Consider the following 16,768-nt stretch of genomic DNA (forward strand, 5'->3'; position numbering starts at 1 on the left):
GTTATCCTTGCGGCCAGCAATGGTCGGTCGTAATTTGCGGCATGTCTCACGATCATGACCACGACAACGAACTCGACCCTTTTGCCGCACGCGTGCGGGCGCTGGAGACGATCCTCACCCGCAAGGGCCTGATCGATCCGGCAGCGATCGACGTCATCGTCGATACCTATGAGACAAGGATCGGCCCCCGCAATGGCGCCAGGGTGGTGGCGAAGGCCTGGGCCGACCAGGAATTCGCGGCCTGGCTGAAACGGGATGCGACGGCGGCGATCGGTTCGCTGAGCTATACCGGCCGCCAGGGCGAGCATATGCAGGCCGTGTTCAACACCGAAGACACTCATAACCTCGTCGTCTGCACGCTCTGCTCCTGTTATCCGTGGTCGGTGCTTGGCCTGCCGCCGGTTTGGTACAAGGCGCCGCCCTATCGTTCGCGGGCGGTGATCGATCCGCGCGGCGTGCTGGAAGAGTTTGGGCTGGTGTTGCCGGCGACCAAGAAGATCCGCGTCTGGGATTCGACCGCCGAACTGCGGTATCTCGTCGTGCCGATGCGGCCCGACGACACCGAAGGCTGGAACCAGGAGCAGTTGGCCGAACTGGTGAGCCGCGATGCGATGATCGGCACCGGGTTGGCGAGGGAGCCGGCATGAACGGCCCCCATGATCTTGGCGGGCAGATGGGGTTCGGGCCGGTGGCGCCCGAAAAGGAGGAGCCGTATTTCCATGCCGTGTGGGAAAAGCGGGCGCTCGGCGTCACGCTGTGCTCTGGCGCCATGGGCGCATGGAACATCGATGAGAGCCGCCACGCCCGCGAATCGCTGCATCCCGCCGACTATTACGCATCGAGCTATTACGAGATCTGGATCAAGGCGCTTGAGGTGCTGCTCAAGCGGCATGGTTTCGTCAGCGAGCGAGACCTTGCGGCGGGCACGGCTGTCGATCCGGCGGCGACGCCCAAAAGGGTGTTGAAGGCCGAAAGTGTGGCGGCGGTGCTTGCCAAGGGCGCGCCCTGCGACCGTCCGGTTGCCACGCCAGCGCGCTTCAAGGCCGGCGACCCTGTGCGAACGAAGAACTTCAATCCGACCGGCCACACAAGGCTGCCGCGCTATGCTCGCGGCAGGCGGGGAATGATCGAGGCCGTGCGCGAGGGTTTCGTGTTTCCCGACAGCAATGCGCGCTGGCAGGGCGAAAACCCGCAATGGGTCTATACGGTGGTGTTCGACGGGGCGGAGATCTGGGGCGAGGGCGCCGATCCGACACTGACGGTCTCGATCGATGCCTGGGAGAGTTATCTTGAGCCGGCTTGAGGTGGGCGGGGACGCTCCCGAATTGCCGCCGGGTGTCGATGCGCCGGTTTTCGGCGAGCCCTGGCAGGCCGAGGCCTTCGCCATGACCGTGGCGCTGCACGACAAGGGCCTGTTTTCATGGGCTGAGTGGGCGCGGGCGCTGTCGGCGCAGGTGAAGAAGCCAGGCGCGGCGGCGGATGGCCACGACTACTACGAACACTGGCTGGCGGCGCTGGAAAATGTGCTGGTGTCGAAGGGGTTGGCCGCCACGGCCGATGTCGACGCCATGGCGGCGCGCTGGGAACGCGCGGCGCTCGCCACGCCGCACGGCAAGCCGATCCTGCTGGAGAACGATCCGGAGTTTCGATCCGACGGCTGAGGGGTCGGCTCTCGCGACCTTCCAATCCGCCTTGCAAGCGCCCGCTCGCACACGATCGACATCGCTCAGAGACCTGAATGTACCTGGCAGAGATTCTTTCGATCGGCGCGGCCTTGTGCATAGCGACCAGTGGAATGTTCGCGGGTGAGTTGATCGGCCGCGTCGACGCCTTGACCTTGACCCGCTGGCAAACGTTTGCAGTGACCCTGGCGACAGCTCTTGGCGCCACGGCATTTGGTGGCTGGGCCGGGCTTTTGCCGTGGCAGGTGGCCTATCTTGCCGCTTCAGGCGTGTTCGGCATTTTCATCGCGTCCACAGCCTATATCTCCTCCATATTCACGCTCGGCCCGCGCCTGGCACTGCTGGTGTTCTCGCTGACGTCGCCATTCGCACTTGTCATGGGCTATGTGTTCCTGGGCGAAACAATCGGTTCCACCAAACTGGCCGGTGTGGCTCTGGTCATCGGCGGCATCGTGCTTGCAATCCTCTTCGGGCGTCCCGCCAAGGCGCAGCCGGAAGGCATCTTTCCGACCCCGCCCATTGAAAAGGCGGTGCTGCCGGTCAAGCAGATGACGATGCCGGTTGGTCTTGGCTTTGGCCTGATAGCGGCGCTCGGGCAGGCTGCCGGCGCATTGGTGGCGCGCCCGGTCATGGCGTCGGGCGTCAATCCGTTCGCGGCGATGGCGATCCGGACCGGCGTGTCGACTGTCCTGTTCCTGCTGCTGGTATTTGTCCCGCTGCCTGGAAACGGCAAGCGCCCAAAACCCTCGGCGCGGACGCTTACGATCGGCATCTCCGGCGCCCTGATCGGAACGGGCATGGGCATGTCGCTGCTGATGGCGGCGTTGGCGAGCGGGCAGGTCGGCATCGTCTCGACATTGTCTTCGCTGTCACCGGTGCTGGTGTTGCCGATGGTGTGGCTGCGCACGGGCTACAAACCGTCCGCGCCTGCCTGGGCCGGGGCGCTGCTCGCCTTCGCCGGCACGTCGCTCATTGCCATCGGCTGACAGCAGAGATCAAGCGAAACGCTTGCCTTCCCGACGCGAATCCGCTCGCACGATCGGATGGATTTTTCACCGCAGCGTCTCCGTTTGAAAGTTGGACGTGGGCTCTTTCGAAAGTGCCTGGGACGCCGGCAGGCGAAGCCTGCAACATCTTGTTATACGCGCCGCTGAGTTTGTTCACTTTACGTTCTATTTTTATCCTGATAGCTTGGGTCGTCGTTGGCGTCAGTTGCCGCCGATCGCATCGATGGCGGCACTCGACCTTGTCTTTCCCTTGCGAATCCGGTCTCTCGCGCTGATGGAATTTTCACCGCAACAGGATGAGGCGCTAAAGGCGGTCGCCCAGTGGCTCAAGACCGGGAGGCCGCAGGTTTTCCGGCTGTTCGGCTATGCCGGCACCGGCAAGACGACGCTGGCGCGTTATTTCGCCGAGCATGTCGACGGCCAGGTGCAGTTCGCCGCCTTCACCGGCAAGGCGGCACAGGTGCTGCGCTCCAAGGGCGCGACCAACGCCCGCACCATCCATTCGCTGATCTATAGGCCCAAGGGCGAGGAATCAGTGTCCGACGAGGTGACCGGCAAGACGTCGATGTCACCGACCTTTTCGCTCAACCGGCAGAGCCCGATCTCAAAGGCCAAGCTTGTCATCATCGATGAGTGCTCGATGGTCGACGAGCAGCTGGGCCGCGACCTCCAGAGCTTCGGCACGCCGATCCTCGTCCTCGGCGACCCCGGTCAGCTGCCGCCGATCTCGGGCGGCGGCTACTTCACCGACCATGAGCCGGACTTCCTGCTCACTGAAATCCACCGGCAGGCGCGCGACAATCCGATCCTGCGTCTGGCGCTCGATGTGCGCGAGGGCCGCGAATTCATGCGCGGCGACTATGGCGCGGCGCAGGTGATCGGCAAGGAAGACGTCACCCAGGAGCTGGTGCTGAAGGCGGACCAGGTTCTGGTCGGCACCAACCGCACCCGGCGTCGCTACAATCAGCGCCTGCGCGAGCTCAAAGGGTTCAATGCCGACTACCCGCAGGCGGGTGACAAGCTGGTCTGCCTGCGCAACGACCCCGCCAAGGGCCTGCTCAACGGCTCGCTGTGGAAGGTGATGACCTCGTCACGCGAAACGGTGAAGCCCGGCATCAACCTGCTGGTGTCGCCGGAAGAGGACGATCCGGATCGCGGCGTGGCCAAGATCAAGCTGCTCAAGGCCGCGTTCGAGGATCCGGACGCCGACATCCCCTGGCAGCAGAAGAAGCGTTTCGACGATTTCGACTATGGCTACGCGCTGACCGTGCACAAGGCGCAGGGCTCGCAGTGGAACGAGATCGTGCTGTTCGATGAAAGCTGGGCGTTCAAGGAAACACGCCAGCGCTGGCTGTACACCGCCATCACCCGGGCGGCCGAGCGGCTGACGATCGTGAGATAGCCGGCATTCGCCACAACGCCGCGAAGATATGTTCTGTTCGCCCGACGCTGTTTTTCTGCCATGCTGGGACGCGCAGTATGCGGCGCTTCGCTAGGGTCATGATTTCCGCACGTTCAGGTCCTCAATGAGGTTGCTTTATGTCAGGGAATGCCGCCGCCAGGCGAGAAGCGCGTGTGCGCAGGATGATGCGCACGTTCCTCAACGTCGGTTTCCGCATTCTGCTTACCGTCAACGCAACGATGGTCGTCATGCCCCGCTCAGTAGCCGAAGAAAGCACATCACCATCCGCCGGTGACGTGGAGGCACGTATCCAGCGCGTCGAGGCGGGTTTGCAGCCTGCCGTCGCCATCGCTGGCGAGCCTGCGATGAAGCTTGCCGACCGGATGAACGATCTGCATGTTCCCGGTGTCAGCATTGCGTTGATCCATGATGGCGCGATCCAATGGGCTCGCGGCTTCGGCGTCGCCGCTGTCGGAGGCCCGCCGGTGACACCGGACACACTGTTTCAGGCCGGCTCGATCAGCAAGCCGGTCTCGGCGGTGGCGGCTCTTGCGCTTGTTCAAGCCGGAAAGCTCGATCTTGATACCGACGTCAATCTCTTCCTGAAGAGCTGGAAGGTCCCGGCGAATTCATACACCGCCAAATCCAACGTCACTCTTCGAGAACTGTTGAACCATTCCGCCGGGACGACCGTTCACGGCTTTGCTGGGTATCAGGCAGGGGCGGTGGTCCCGTCGCTGGCCGAGGTGCTCAATGGAGCGCCGCCTGCAAACAACGATCCTATCGTGGTCGATCATCGACCTGGCGCACGGTTCCGGTATTCCGGGGGCGGCTACACGATCATGCAGCAGATGCTGCTGGATGTGACGGGCAGGGATTTTCCAAGCCTGCTCGATGACACCGTGCTTCGTCCTTTCGGGATGACGCACAGCAGTTTCCTGCAGCCGCTGCCCGTGGGGGAGACCAGCGCTGCTACGCCATATCTTGCGGATGGCGCGCCCGTGCCTGGCGGCCCACACATATACCCCGAACTCGCTGCCGCTGGATTGTGGACCACGCCCACCGATCTGGCGCATTTTGCCCTGGCTTTGCTGGATGCCTGGAGGGGGCGGGCAAACCCGGTTCTATCGCAGTCGATGGCAAGCCAGATGCTTACACCCGGCCTGGGAGACTATGGACTGGGCCCGGTTGTCAGCGGGTCGCCGCCGAACCGCCGCTTTTCGCATGGCGGCGTGGACGAAGGATTTGTGAGTTTCATGGTCGCCTACGAAACGGGTGACGGCGCGGTCGTGATGACAAACGGGGAACGGGGCGGCGATCTGGCGGGCGAAATAATGCGCAGCATCGCCGCGGAATATCACTGGCCAAATGGCCAAGCCGTTCTGCGCAAACGAACGACGGTCGACCCAAAGCTCCTGGATCGATTTGTCGGAAATTACCAGCTCTCACCGAGATTCTTCATCCAGATTTCAAGAGAGGGAGACCATCTGTTTTCGCAGGCGACGGGTCAGGGCAAGTATGAAATCTTCCCTGAGAGCGATCGGGATTTTTTCCTCACAGAGGTCGATGTGGTTATCACGTTCGAGACGGATGGTCAGGCGGACGCGACGCGGCTTATCCTCCATCAAGATGGCACGGATCACCCGGCAAGACGCGTGCGATGATCGAAACCGGATTTCGAGTCAAGGCGAACACAGACGTTGCGGGCGGATCCACGACCGCTATGGCTCGCCGATCGGGCCGGCGCCCACCCATTGCCAGGCCGACGCCTCGTCCTCGACCTTGAAATGCCTGAGCTCTATCGGCAATGGCGCGGTAAACCAGCCTTGCACGTCCGGTATCCAGTTGGGTTCGCCGATCGACGCGCATCGGCCAATGTGCTGTTTTGCGTTGGCTTCGCCCTGCTTCAGCGTTTCTGCGGATATGTCGGTCCAGTCGACGCCGTCATGGTCGATCAAGCGTACGAGGACGTCGATCCTTGGGTGGAGCGCATAGGCCGCCTCCAGCAGGCCGAACAGGTTTTCCGCGTCGGCGGCCGAGACATGGCCGACGATATCAATGGCGAAAAGGTCTTCCCGGTCGGTTTCGATACGGCGGATCGCCGGTACGGATTCCAGGAAATTCAAGGCGCGCCTCCTTTTGCTGAACGCTGTTGCTCCTTCTGGAACATCGGAAACCCACTATCTGTTCCCGTCAAAGGCGATATAGATGCGCCCCGACCATGCAGCCGGACGTCAAATCATGCCCGCAAAGCTCTCCGTCAATCTCAACGCCATAGCCATGCTGCGCAACAGGCGCGACCTGCCATGGCCAAGCGTGACGGGGATCGGGCGCATCGCGCTCGCGGCGGGCGCACACGGCCTGACGGTGCATCCACGCCCCGACGAGCGGCACACGCGGAACTCCGACCTGCCCGAGATCCGGGCATTGATCGACGATGAGTTCCCGAAGGCGGAATTCAACATCGAGGGATATCCGACCGAGGAATTTCTCGCGCTTGTGGAAAAGCACCAGCCGGAACAGGTGACGCTGGTGCCCGACGATCCGGCCCAGGCGACCTCGGACCATGGTTGGGACTTTGCCGGGCAGGCGGCTTTCCTGATGCCGATCGTCAAGCGCCTGAAGAAGGGGGGCTTCCGCGTTTCGCTGTTTTCGGATCCCGATCCCGAGGGTGTTTCCGCCGCGCGCGACACCGGAGCCGACAGGATCGAACTCTATACCGGCCCCTATGGCGGCTATCATTCCGATTCCGCCAAGGCGTCGAAGGAGCTGGAAAGACTGGGAAAAACCGCCGATGCTGCCTTTGTCGCCGGGCTGCAGGTCAATGCCGGGCACGATCTGGTGGTCAACAACCTGCCGGCGCTGGTAAAGCGAATTCCGGCACTGGCCGAAGTGTCCATCGGTCATGGGTTGACAGCCGATGCGTTGGAGTATGGCATGGCTGGCACTGTGGGGCGCTTTCTGAAGGCCTGCGGGTGGTAGATTCGGGAGCGTCGCGGCGCTGGCATGGCAGCCATCACGCTGGGGCACTTGATATTGCATCGCAGCAAGCGTAGAGCACCGCGCGCTTATCGGAGTGTCGTACATGGCCCTTGCCAATACTGGTAGTGAGGCAGAACCCGTCGAACAATCTAGCCATACTGAGGTCGAACAGCACAGCACCAAGGTTCTGATGCTGGGCGCGCTCGGTGTTGTCTATGGCGATATCGGCACCAGCCCAATCTACGCGTTCCGCGAGGCGCTGGTGGCGTCGTCCCATGGCAACGTCGCGCAACGCGGCGATATCCTCGGCGTGCTGTCGCTGATCATCTGGTCGCTGACGATCATCGTCACCATCAAATACATCATGTTCGTGCTGCGCGCCGACAACCGCGGCGAGGGCGGCGTGCTGTCGCTGATGGCATTGGCACGTGGCAGTTTCCCGAAGCGCTCGGCGGTGATCCTGGGCATAGGCATCGTCGGCGCCTCGTTGTTCTTCGGCGACGCGGTCATCACGCCGGCCATTTCGGTGCTGTCGGCGGTCGAGGGCATGAATGTCGTCACGCCCGCCTTCCAGCCTTATGTGGTGCCGCTGACCTTGGTCATCCTCGCCATGGTGTTCGCGGTGCAGCGCTTTGGCACGGGTGGCGTTGGATTGGTCTTCGGCCCGGTGACGGCGGTATGGTTCCTGGCGATCGGCCTCTCCGGCCTCAACCACATCATCGCGGATCCAGAAATCCTGTGGGCGATCAGCCCGCACTACATCGTCGCGTTCCTGATCCATTCACCCGACGTCGCTTTCGTGACGATCGGCGCCATCTTCCTCGCCGTCACCGGTGCGGAGGCGCTCTATGCCGATCTCGGCCATTTCGGACGCAGGCCGATCGTGCTCGCCTGGCTTTCGATCGTGTTTCCCTGCTTGCTTTTGAATTATGCCGGGCAGGGCGCTTTCGTGCTGGCGCAAAACGGCGTGGTCGGTCATCCGTTCTTCGAGATGAACGAGGGCTGGACGCTGATCCCGATGGTGGTGCTGGCAACAGCCGCGACGGTGATCGCCAGCCAGGCGGTGATTTCCGGGGCTTTCTCGCTGACCAGGCAGGCGGTGCAGCTCAACATGCTACCACGCCTGGAAATCCTGCATACTTCTGAAAGGCAGTCCGGCCAGATCTACATGCCGCGCGTCAACCTGCTGCTGGCGCTGGCGGTGATGCTCCTGGTCGTCGGCTTCGGCGAATCCAGCAAGCTGGCCTCGGCCTACGGCATTTCGGTGACCGGCAACATGCTGGTGACGACGGTGCTGCTCTATGTGATCATGACCCGCATCTGGAAATGGAAGCTGTGGAAGGCGATCGCGCTGACCGCACTGTTCGCCTTGATCGATATCGGCTTCTTTGCGTCCAATATCGTCAAGGTGTTCGAAGGTGGCTGGGCTTCGCTGGCGGTGGCCTTCACGATCGTGCTGGCCATGTGGACCTGGGTGCGCGGCAGCCGCTATCTGTTCGAAAAGACCCGCCGCAACGAGATCCCGCTCGACTTCCTCGCCGGCAATCTGCTGAAGAAGAAGCCTCAACTTGTGTCGGGCACGGCCGTGTTCCTGACCAGCGATCCGTTGAGCGCGCCGACCGCGCTGATGCACAGCCTGAAGCACTACAAGGTGCTGCATGAGCAGAACGTGATCCTTTCCGTGGTGACCGCGCCGCAGCCGGTGGTGCCCGACAGCGACCGGGTTAAGATGGAGACGGTCAACGAGCTGTTCATGCGGGTGACGCTGACCTTCGGCTACATGGAACAGCCCAACATTCCGCGCGCGCTGGCCATCTGCCGCAAGCAGGGCTGGAAGTTCGACATCATGACGACATCCTTCTTCCTGTCGCGCCGGTCGCTCAAGGCGTCGCCCAATTCCGGCATGCCGGTGTGGCAGGACCGTTTGTTCATCGGTCTGGCACGGACGGCCGCGGATGCTACGGAATATTTCCAGATTCCGACCGGACGCGTGGTGGAAATCGGCACGCAGGTCGCCATTTGAGGTGTTGAACGCATAGATCGTCGAGGAGGCGGGTATGAGCGGCGAATTGGTTGTCGTTACCGGTGGCTCCGGCTTCCTCGGCGCTCATTGCATCCTGGCACTGCTGAAAGCAGGCTATCGCGTGCGCACGACGGTGCGCTCCGCCTCGCGCGAAACCGACGTTCTCGCCATGCTCAAGGTGGGCGGGGTCGAGCCGGGCGATGCGCTCTCCTTTGCCGTTGCCGATCTCATGGCGGACAAAGGCTGGCCGGAGGCGATGGCCGGCTGCGACTACGTCCTTCACGTCGCCTCGCCGTTTCCGCCCGGTGTGCCCAAGCATGAGGATGATCTGATCGTTCCCGCTCGCGAAGGCGCTCTGCGCGTGTTGCGGGCGGCTCGCGATGCAGGCGTCAGGCGTGTCGTGCTGACCTCGTCCTTCGCGGCGGTTGGCTATGGCAAGCCGCAGCCTGCAGGCGTCCCCTTCACCGAAGAGAACTGGACCGATCCCACGGCGCGTGTCAGCGCCTATGTGAAATCGAAAACCCTGGCCGAGCGCGCGGCCTGGGATTTCATCGCCACCGAGGGCGGCGCCTTGGAACTGGCCACCGTCAATCCCGTCGGGATCTTCGGGCCGGTTCTTGGTGCGGATCATTCGACCTCGACCCTGTTTGTCCAGCGGTTGATGGACGGCGCGCTGCCCGGGCTGCCGCGCATGTCCTTCGGCGTCGTCGATGTGCGCGATGTGGCGGACCTGCATCTGCGCGCCATGACCAGGCCGGAGGCCCGTGGTCAACGCTTCCTGGCGGTCGCCGGTGATTTCATGACGCTGCAGGCGATCGCGCAAACCCTGAAGGCGCGGTTGGGCAAGGCGGCGGCAGGCGTCTCGACGAGAACGCTTCCCGACTGGCTGGTGCGGATCGTCGGATTGTTCAGCGCGGAAGCGGCTCAGGTGGCTCCTGAACTCGGCAAGGTCAAGAATGCCACGAGCAAGAAGGCTATCGGCATGCTCGGTTGGGCGCCCCGGTCGAGGGAGGATGCGCTTGTCGCGACTGGAGAGAGCCTGATCCGGCTCAAGCTGCTCAAGACATCGAAATAGCGCGGCGGCAAGCCGGGATAGGGCCACCGCCGCGCGAATTTTCAGCCGGCCAGTTTGGCCTTGTTTGTCTCCAGAAACTGCTTCAGCGACACGGACTTGCGGCCGGACAGTTTCTCGACGGAATCGGTCACCATGCCGAGGCCGCCGACACGCGTGGCGGCGTCGAAGGACACGAGAAGCCGGGCGATCGGCTCGGGCAGGCCGGCTGCTTTCATCCCTTCGGTCAACGCGTCATCGGAGAGCTGTACGACCTGGATCGGCTTGCCGGTGACTTCCGTGACGAGCGCCGCGACTTCGGCCACGGTGTAGGCTTTCGGGCCGGTCAGCGTGTAGGTCGTGCTTTCCTTGGCGCCGGAAGCCAGCCCGGCGGCTATTGCCGCCGCCAGGTCATCGCGCGCACCGTAGGAAATGCGGCCATCGCCAGTGGACGTATACCAGTGTCCCGACGCCAGGGTCTGCGGCAGCGACATGAACAGGTTCTCGTCATACCAGCCGTTGCGGAAGATCGTATAGGGAATGCCGCTCGCCTTGATTGCCTGTTCCGTGTCGTAATGATCAGGCGCGAAAAGCACCGGCGAACCCGGCTCGGTATTGGGCATCGAGGTGTAGTGCAGGTGGGCGACGCCGGCCAGTTTGGCCGCAGCGACAGCGGCGAGCTGTTGTTCGCGCCGCTTTCCGTGGATCGCAAGTTCATTGGTGGAGATGACGAGCACCCGGTCGGCGCCTTTGAAGGCTTTTGCAAGCGATGCCCGATCGTCGAAGTTGGCTTCCCTGACATCGACGCCGCGCGCGGCCAGATCGGCGAGGCTTTCGGGTGTGCGGGTCGTGGCGATAATCCGCGCCGCCGGAACCTTGAAGGTGTCCAGCAGGTGATTGATGACGCTGCGGCCGAGTTGGCCGGAGGCGCCGGTGACGAGAAGGGTATCGGTCATGGAGGATCCTGACGTTGCGCCGGAATGGCGAGGCCTATATAGGTCTCGAAAAGAGACCAGCACTAAAATAGGAATTGATCGACCTCCGTAAAGAAGGCAGTTTTTCGGGAGGTAGGCACACGCAGGGAACCAGCGATGGACAGCAAGGTTGTCGATCTGAAAATGAAACTCGAGATCTATCGCGCGGAAAGCGGCGGCGGAAATCTTGCCAATTGCCCGGTCCGCGATGTCATCCAGGGCATCAGCGGCAAATGGAACACGCTTTTGATGTCGGCTCTGGCCGAGAAGACGTATCGTTTCGGCGAGTTGCGGCGGCTGGTGCCTGACATCTCGCAGCGCATGCTCACCCAGACGCTGCACGATCTGCAGCGCGACGGCTATGTGCATCGCGAAGTGTTCCCGACGAAGCCGCCGAGCGTCGAATACAGCCTTACCGATCTTGGCCGATCGATGTTTGGTCCCCTGCATCAACTGCTGCTTTGGGCCGAGCTCAATCACGGTGCGGTCCGCGGTGCACGTGCTGCTTTCGACGCAGCCGAAGCCTGAACCAGCCGGCGATGCCGGCGGCGGCTTGATTTGGCTGTAACGTTGAAGGATTGTCCCGGCCAATTCGGCTTTGGGGGATTGGCATTTCTTACGACATCGCAATTGCCGGCGCCGGCCCTGCAGGGCTTGCCGCGGCGCTCTACCTGAAGCGCGCTGGACATCGGGTTACGGTGTTCGAGCGCTTTGACGAACCGAAGCCGGTGGGATCCGGGCTGATCCTGCAGCCGACCGGCTTGACCGTGCTTGCCGATCTCGGCCTGCTCGACGCCATCCTTGCATTGGGCAGCCGGATCGACCGCCTGCATGGCGCGGACGCCTCGACCGGCCGCACGGTCCTCGATGTGCGCTATGATGCGCAGCGTGGCGGCCGTTTCGGCCTGGCGGTGCACCGGGCGGCCTTGTTCGGCGTGCTCTTTCGCGCCGCGCAGCGCGAGGCGATTCCCATCGAGACAGGCGTCGAGATCGAGGCGCTGGAGGTTGGCGACCGGGCGACGCTGATCCGCGGCAACGGTCGAAGGGCTGGGCCGTTCGACCTTGTCGTTGACGCCAGCGGTTCGCGCTCGAAACTGCGGCAATGCGGGAACAATCCAAGCCAGCCCAAGCCGCTCACCTATGGCGCGTTCTGGGCGTCGCTAGGCTGGCGTGGCGAAGGTTTTGACAAACACGCACTGCTGCAGCGTTATGACAGGGCCAGCGTGATGATTGGCGTGCTGCCGATCGGCCGGCCTGAACCGGACGCGGAGACAATGGCAGCCTTTTTCTGGAGCCTGAAGCCGGCGGACGCCGAACAGGTGCGGGCGGCAGGTCTCGATTCCTGGAAGGAGAGGGTGGTCGGGCTGTGGCCGCAATGCGAGGCTTTCACCAGCCAGATCGACAGCTTCGACCAACTTTCACTGGCGCGCTACGGTCATCATACGATGAAGCTGCCGGCAGGACGGCGGCTGGCCGTCATCGGCGACGCCGCCCATTCGACCAGCCCGCAGCTCGGGCAAGGGGCGAACATGGCGCTGCTCGATGCCGCGGCCCTCAGCCATGCGTTGGCTCGGACGGGCAGCATCGAGGCAGCACTTGAAGCCTATGCGAGGGCACGGCGCTGGCATGTCCGAGTCTTTCAGGCGCTGTCGCTGGCGTTCACCCCGTTCTACCAGTCGGATTCCGTGGCGCTGCCCTTCATCCGTGACAGGCTGGTGGCGACGGTGGCCAAGATTCCGCCGGCGCCGCGATTCCTGGCCTCGATGGTGGCCGGCACCGTGATCGATCCGTTCAGGCGGATCGGGCTGAGCGAGGCGGTCTGGCCTGATCGTCTTGGCGATTGACGGCCGGAGACACGAGCCCATCTGTTGGAACCAGGCGTTCGTTGCTGACTGCCCAAACGGCCGGCTCTAATGGCGCCCTGCCGCGCTCGCGGCTGAGAATCGGGCCTGCGTTTAGTCCTGCGATCGGCTGGGATGGATCGATTGGAATGTCGCCCGTGAGCTGCAGATCGAGATAGCGGCCGCAGCATACCCGAAGGAACGAGGTGAAGTTGCCGAGGTCGTGTCCGGCTTCGATCGATTCATGGTAGAGCTTGGTGATGAGCTGGACGACATTCATGCCGTCGCGGCGGGCGATCTCCTCCAGCCGCGACCAGAAGAAGTTCTCCAGCCGCACACTTGTGACCATGCCGTCGATGCGCAGGGAACGCGTCGTGCTTTCCCAAAGGCTCACATTGGCCTTGATGAACAGTTCACACATGCTGGTCCTCCCGTCTGCCTAGTGAGCCCATGGTAGAGTGGAAGCGCCTAGGCCGCCAGAACCGCCATGAACTGCCGCAGCCATGCCGGGTGCGCCGGCCATGCCGGGGCGGTGACCAGCTTCCCGTCGGTCACGGCATCATCGATGGCGATGTCGGCATAGATACCGCCGGCGAGTTCGACGTCGGGACGACAGGCGGGATAGGCCGAGCACGTACGCCCTTTCAGGACACCGCTCGCGGCCAGCAGCTGCGCGGCGTGGCAGACGGCGGCAACTGGCTTGTCGGCGTCGAAAAAGTGCCGGACCATGGCCAGCACCTTTGGATCGAGGCGCAGATATTCCGGTGCGCGTCCGCCGGGGATGACCAGCGCACCATAGGTTTCGACGCGGATGTCGTCGAAGGTGGCGTTGAGCGTGAAGTTGTGGCCGCGTTTTTCCGAGTAGGTCTGTGCACCTTCAAAATCGTGGATCGACGTGGCGATGCTGTCGCCGGCCTTTTTGCCCGGGCAGACGGCATGCACGCTGTACCCGCAAGCGAGCAAGGTCTGGAACGGGACCATGGTCTCATAGTCCTCGGCGTAGTCGCCCGTGATCATCAGAATTCTGGTATCCTGCATCTTGTTTCCTCCCGACAACAAAGCAGCCAAACCTTAGCGCAGAGGCATGCCGGGCAGGTATTATGCGTCTACTACCTGCGTCTTTTTCCGCATCACCCCTTGCGCATCGGGCTGGATTGCGCAATATGCCGAACCGTAACGTACGGTACGGCTCATGAGGCCGCATGCGATCCGTCGTTGAGCAGGAAGAAAACGTGTTGCAGGCGAACCCCGACATCGACAACAACAGCGAGACGCTGACGGAGCGCCAGAAGGCCGTTCTGGATGCGGCCTTGCGGCTGCTGGTCGAGGAGGGCGATCAGCTGACCATGACCGCCGTGGCGCGGCGGGCAAGCTGCTCCAAGGAGACGCTCTACAAATGGTTCGGCGATCGTGACGGCCTCTTGACGGCAACCGTCCAATGGCAGGCCTCCAAGGTGCGCGTGGCGCCTGTCGACGGCAGGGGGCTAGACCTTGCTTCGCTGACCGCGAGCCTGGAACGCTTCGCGTCGGACTGGCTGAGCGTCATCTCGAGCGACACCTCGATCGCGCTCAACCGTGTGGCGGTCGGTCATGCCGGTTCCGGCAAGGACAATCTTGGTGCCGTCGTGCTGGAGAATGGCCGCTTCGCGCTGGCTAGGCGGCTTAAGCCGGTACTGGAAGCCGGCAGGCAGGCAGGGTTCCTCGATTTTCCGGACGCCGAGACGGCGTTCCGGACCTTTTTCGGGCTGGTTGCCCGCGACGTGCAGATACGTCTGCTGCTCGGCGACCGGCTGGAATTGACTGATGCGACAATCGGCGGCGACGCCGCCCGGGCGACGCAGCAGTTTCTCGCTCTTCATGGAGCAAAAACCGGCCGCAAGGCCTCCGACTTATAAAACGGGAAGGAAGACAAAATGCGTGTCTATTACGATCGCGATGCCGATCTCAATCTGATCAAGGGCAAGAAAGTCGCCATCATCGGCTACGGCAGCCAGGGCCGGGCGCATGCGCTCAACCTCAAGGATTCGGGCGCCAAGGAGATCGTCATCGGCCTCAAGGCCGGCTCGGCGACCGCCAAGAAGGTCGAGGCCGATGGCCTCAAGGTGATGAGCGTGGCCGACGCCGCCAAATGGGCCGACCTGATGATGATGGCGACGCCTGACGAACTGCAGGCCGACATCTACAAGAACGAGATCGCGCCGAACATTCGCGACGGCGCTGCGATCGCGTTTGCCCACGGCCTCAACGTGCATTTCGGCCTCATCGAGCCGAAGTCGACCGTCGACGTTGTCATGATCGCGCCGAAGGGCCCCGGCCACACCGTGCGCGGCGAATACCAGAAGGGCGGTGGCGTGCCGTGCCTGGTCGCCGTCAACCAGGACGCTTCCGGCAACGCGCTCGACCTCGCCCTGTCCTACGCCTGCGGCGTCGGCGGTGGCCGTTCGGGCATCATCGAGACCAACTTCCGCGAGGAATGTGAAACCGATCTGTTCGGCGAGCAGGTCGTGCTCTGCGGCGGCCTGGTTGAACTGATCCGCGCCGGCTTCGAGACGCTGGTGGAAGCCGGCTACGCGCCGGAAATGGCCTATTTCGAGTGCCTGCACGAAGTGAAGCTGATCGTCGACCTGATCTATGAAGGCGGCATCGCCAACATGAACTACTCGATCTCGAACACCGCCGAGTGGGGCGAGTATGTCTCGGGCCCGCGCATCATCACCGCCGAGACCAAGGCAGAGATGAAGCGCGTGCTGAAGGACATCCAGACCGGCAAGTTCACCTCGGAATGGATGCAGGAATACCGCGCCGGAATGTCGCGCTTCAAGGGCATCCGCCGCAACAACGACAGCCACCAGATCGAGGAAGTCGGCGCCAAGCTTCGCGCCATGATGCCTTGGATTTCGAAGAACAAGCTGGTCGACAAGGCGAAGAACTGATCGAAATCCCCGTTCTTTCCTTGCGCGTCCTCGGGCTTTGCCCTGCGGGCGCGCGGGGAGATTTCCAAGAACAAGCTGGTCGACAAGGCCAAGTTAATCCGCAATTTCACCCGGGTTGGACGAGAAAAGCCGGCGGAGCGATCCGCCGGCTTTTTCACGCCAGGGTTGTCCCGTTACGGTACGATCATTCTGGCATGAATGTCGCTTTCGTTTGTGCCGGGACAACGGGGCGAGCGATGAACATGATGGTTGGCGGCAAGGCGTTCGGCGAGCGCCGCGCGCAACGGCGACGGCGCGCCTTGAAGGGCGCCGTATTGCGCTTCAACAGGGGCTTTGGAGCGATGGAAGGCGTCGTACGCAACGAGTCCGAAAATGGTGCGCTGTTGAGCTTTGGCGACACAGCCGGCGTGCCGTCCGGATTCGATCTTGAGGTCAATGGTGCGGTGCGCAGTCGCGCCGCGCGTGTGCGGTGGCGTTCGATGACGCTTGTCGGTGTCGAATTCGTCGACTGAACTCGCGGTTCAGCCGTAGTGCCAGTGCGGCTTTGGTTCGGTGCCGGTGAACTCCACGCCGACACGGTCCTCGTGGCGCCAGCGCACCACCGCCTTGTAGCCTATGCCATCTGTTGGGACGTAGAGCAGGAATTCCTCGGGCACACGCGCGTCGATCGACACTTTCAGTTCCGCGCCGCCGGCATGCATGTTGCGCACCGTGCATTTGACTTCGGAATTGGCGATGCCGGTGAGGATCGTCGCGCCCTTGAGGACGCGTTGCCTGCGCTTGTCTCTGTTTTCGTCGTCGGCCATCGCGCAAATTCCAGGCGATCGTCGCAGTCAGCTGGCTTGATCCGGAAGATGCATAGGCCTGCCAGAT

General features: G+C 62.9%; 18 protein-coding genes and 1 pseudogene. 14 read left to right on the top strand and 5 right to left on the bottom strand.

Annotation, left to right across the window (positions count from 1 at the left end; translation table 11 throughout):
• The first annotated feature begins 41 nt into the window (after positions 1 to 41).
• The 6 genes from nthA to LGH82_RS32960 all read left to right on the top strand — a co-directional run bounded on the left by nthA (position 42) and on the right by LGH82_RS32960 (position 5,755).
• Positions 42 to 647 carry a nitrile hydratase subunit alpha gene (gene nthA, locus LGH82_RS32935; protein WP_227346689.1) on the top strand — a complete coding sequence of 202 codons (606 nt, stop codon included), beginning with the start codon at positions 42 to 44 and terminating at the stop codon, positions 645 to 647.
• On the top strand, positions 644 to 1,303 hold the full coding sequence (gene nthB, locus LGH82_RS32940; RefSeq protein ID WP_227346690.1) for a nitrile hydratase subunit beta: 660 nt from the start codon (positions 644 to 646) through the stop codon (positions 1,301 to 1,303). Before nthA ends, nthB begins: the two co-directional genes overlap by 4 nt.
• Positions 1,290 to 1,661, top strand: a complete 372-nt coding sequence (locus LGH82_RS32945; RefSeq protein WP_227346691.1) for a nitrile hydratase accessory protein — start codon at positions 1,290 to 1,292, stop codon at positions 1,659 to 1,661. The genes nthB and LGH82_RS32945 overlap by 14 nt, the downstream gene beginning before the upstream one ends.
• Before the next feature lie 77 nt (positions 1,662 to 1,738).
• Entirely contained in the window at positions 1,739 to 2,668 is a 930-nt protein-coding gene (locus LGH82_RS32950; RefSeq protein WP_227346692.1) for an EamA family transporter, read from the top strand.
• Positions 2,669 to 2,963: 295 nt separating this feature from the next.
• Positions 2,964 to 4,091: an ATP-dependent DNA helicase gene (locus LGH82_RS32955; protein ID WP_227349745.1), complete on the top strand. Its 1,128-nt coding sequence runs from the start codon at positions 2,964 to 2,966 to the stop codon at positions 4,089 to 4,091.
• 137 nt (positions 4,092 to 4,228) lie between these two features.
• Positions 4,229 to 5,755, top strand: coding sequence for a serine hydrolase (locus tag LGH82_RS32960; protein ID WP_227346693.1), 1,527 nt, complete (start codon positions 4,229 to 4,231; stop codon positions 5,753 to 5,755).
• A gap of 57 nt (positions 5,756 to 5,812) precedes the next feature.
• On the opposite strand, the gene LGH82_RS32965 is transcribed toward LGH82_RS32960, so the two are convergent.
• On the bottom strand, positions 5,813 to 6,217 hold the full coding sequence (locus LGH82_RS32965; RefSeq protein WP_227346694.1) for an STAS/SEC14 domain-containing protein: 405 nt from the start codon (positions 6,215 to 6,217) through the stop codon (positions 5,813 to 5,815).
• A gap of 115 nt (positions 6,218 to 6,332) precedes the next feature.
• Between LGH82_RS32965 and LGH82_RS32970 the strand changes: the two genes are divergently transcribed.
• The 3 genes from LGH82_RS32970 (at position 6,333) to LGH82_RS32980 (ending at position 10,171) form a co-directional block, all read left to right on the top strand.
• A complete protein-coding gene (locus LGH82_RS32970; protein ID WP_227346695.1) occupies positions 6,333 to 7,073 on the top strand; it encodes a pyridoxine 5'-phosphate synthase in 741 nt (246 codons plus the stop codon).
• Between the two features lie 103 nt (positions 7,074 to 7,176).
• Positions 7,177 to 9,096: a potassium transporter Kup gene (locus tag LGH82_RS32975; protein WP_227346696.1), complete on the top strand. Its 1,920-nt coding sequence runs from the start codon at positions 7,177 to 7,179 to the stop codon at positions 9,094 to 9,096.
• Between the two features lie 34 nt (positions 9,097 to 9,130).
• Positions 9,131 to 10,171 (top strand): SDR family oxidoreductase, encoded by a 1,041-nt coding sequence (locus LGH82_RS32980; RefSeq protein WP_227346697.1) that lies wholly within the window; start codon positions 9,131 to 9,133, stop codon positions 10,169 to 10,171.
• Between the two features lie 41 nt (positions 10,172 to 10,212).
• Here the strand turns inward: LGH82_RS32980 and LGH82_RS32985 are convergent, their stop codons facing one another.
• The gene (locus tag LGH82_RS32985; protein WP_227346698.1) at positions 10,213 to 11,103 is read right to left on the bottom strand and encodes an SDR family oxidoreductase; all 891 of its coding nucleotides are present in this window, start codon (positions 11,101 to 11,103) and stop codon (positions 10,213 to 10,215) included.
• A 135-nt stretch (positions 11,104 to 11,238) separates the two neighbouring features.
• On the opposite strand from LGH82_RS32985, the gene LGH82_RS32990 reads away from it, so the two are divergent.
• Complete coding sequence (locus LGH82_RS32990) at positions 11,239 to 11,649, top strand: winged helix-turn-helix transcriptional regulator (RefSeq protein ID WP_227346699.1); 411 nt, start codon at positions 11,239 to 11,241, stop codon at positions 11,647 to 11,649.
• A 50-nt stretch (positions 11,650 to 11,699) separates the two neighbouring features.
• Positions 11,700 to 12,965: an FAD-dependent oxidoreductase gene (locus tag LGH82_RS32995; RefSeq protein ID WP_227346700.1), complete on the top strand. Its 1,266-nt coding sequence runs from the start codon at positions 11,700 to 11,702 to the stop codon at positions 12,963 to 12,965.
• Between the two features lie 76 nt (positions 12,966 to 13,041).
• On the opposite strand, the pseudogene LGH82_RS33000 reads toward LGH82_RS32995, so the two are convergent.
• Both LGH82_RS33000 and LGH82_RS33005 read right to left on the bottom strand, forming a co-directional pair.
• Positions 13,042 to 13,383, bottom strand: a pseudogene (locus LGH82_RS33000) (ribbon-helix-helix domain-containing protein); the annotation flags it as partial.
• Positions 13,384 to 13,430: 47 nt separating this feature from the next.
• Complete coding sequence (locus LGH82_RS33005; RefSeq protein ID WP_227346701.1) at positions 13,431 to 14,000, bottom strand: DJ-1/PfpI family protein; 570 nt, start codon at positions 13,998 to 14,000, stop codon at positions 13,431 to 13,433.
• Positions 14,001 to 14,194: 194 nt separating this feature from the next.
• Between LGH82_RS33005 and LGH82_RS33010 the strand changes: the two genes are divergently transcribed.
• From LGH82_RS33010 to LGH82_RS33020, 3 genes are read left to right on the top strand one after another with little or no spacing between them, the layout of a single operon-like run.
• A complete protein-coding gene (locus LGH82_RS33010) occupies positions 14,195 to 14,857 on the top strand; it encodes a TetR/AcrR family transcriptional regulator (protein ID WP_227349746.1) in 663 nt (220 codons plus the stop codon).
• Between the two features lie 18 nt (positions 14,858 to 14,875).
• Positions 14,876 to 15,895, top strand: a complete 1,020-nt coding sequence (ilvC, locus tag LGH82_RS33015) for a ketol-acid reductoisomerase (RefSeq protein WP_227346702.1) — start codon at positions 14,876 to 14,878, stop codon at positions 15,893 to 15,895.
• Positions 15,853 to 16,407 carry a hypothetical protein gene (locus LGH82_RS33020; protein WP_227346703.1) on the top strand — a complete coding sequence of 185 codons (555 nt, stop codon included), beginning with the start codon at positions 15,853 to 15,855 and terminating at the stop codon, positions 16,405 to 16,407. Before ilvC ends, LGH82_RS33020 begins: the two co-directional genes overlap by 43 nt.
• Positions 16,408 to 16,416: 9 nt before the next feature.
• Here the strand turns inward: LGH82_RS33020 and LGH82_RS33025 are convergent, their stop codons facing one another.
• The gene (locus tag LGH82_RS33025; protein ID WP_227346704.1) at positions 16,417 to 16,701 is read right to left on the bottom strand and encodes a PilZ domain-containing protein; all 285 of its coding nucleotides are present in this window, start codon (positions 16,699 to 16,701) and stop codon (positions 16,417 to 16,419) included.
• Positions 16,702 to 16,768: the final 67 nt, after the last annotated feature.

The organism is Mesorhizobium sp. PAMC28654, assembly GCF_020616515.1.
GTDB lineage: Bacteria > Pseudomonadota > Alphaproteobacteria > Rhizobiales > Rhizobiaceae > Mesorhizobium.

Bases quoted from the DNA above. Each gene is read 5' to 3' on its own strand.
- nthA (WP_227346689.1), top strand. From the start codon at position 42: ATGTCTCACGATCATGACCACGACAACGAACTCGACCCTTTTGCCGCA.
- nthB (WP_227346690.1), top strand. From the start codon at position 644: ATGAACGGCCCCCATGATCTTGGCGGGCAGATGGGGTTCGGGCCGGTG.
- LGH82_RS32950 (WP_227346692.1), top strand. From the start codon at position 1,739: ATGTACCTGGCAGAGATTCTTTCGATCGGCGCGGCCTTGTGCATAGCG.
- LGH82_RS32955 (WP_227349745.1), top strand. From the start codon at position 2,964: ATGGAATTTTCACCGCAACAGGATGAGGCGCTAAAGGCGGTCGCCCAG.
- LGH82_RS32960 (WP_227346693.1), top strand. From the start codon at position 4,229: ATGTCAGGGAATGCCGCCGCCAGGCGAGAAGCGCGTGTGCGCAGGATG.
- LGH82_RS32970 (WP_227346695.1), top strand. From the start codon at position 6,333: ATGCCCGCAAAGCTCTCCGTCAATCTCAACGCCATAGCCATGCTGCGC.
- LGH82_RS32975 (WP_227346696.1), top strand. From the start codon at position 7,177: ATGGCCCTTGCCAATACTGGTAGTGAGGCAGAACCCGTCGAACAATCT.
- LGH82_RS32980 (WP_227346697.1), top strand. From the start codon at position 9,131: ATGAGCGGCGAATTGGTTGTCGTTACCGGTGGCTCCGGCTTCCTCGGC.
- LGH82_RS32985 (WP_227346698.1), bottom strand. From the start codon at position 11,103: ATGACCGATACCCTTCTCGTCACCGGCGCCTCCGGCCAACTCGGCCGC.
- LGH82_RS32990 (WP_227346699.1), top strand. From the start codon at position 11,239: ATGGACAGCAAGGTTGTCGATCTGAAAATGAAACTCGAGATCTATCGC.
- LGH82_RS33005 (WP_227346701.1), bottom strand. From the start codon at position 14,000: ATGCAGGATACCAGAATTCTGATGATCACGGGCGACTACGCCGAGGAC.
- ilvC (WP_227346702.1), top strand. From the start codon at position 14,876: ATGCGTGTCTATTACGATCGCGATGCCGATCTCAATCTGATCAAGGGC.
- LGH82_RS33025 (WP_227346704.1), bottom strand. From the start codon at position 16,701: ATGGCCGACGACGAAAACAGAGACAAGCGCAGGCAACGCGTCCTCAAG.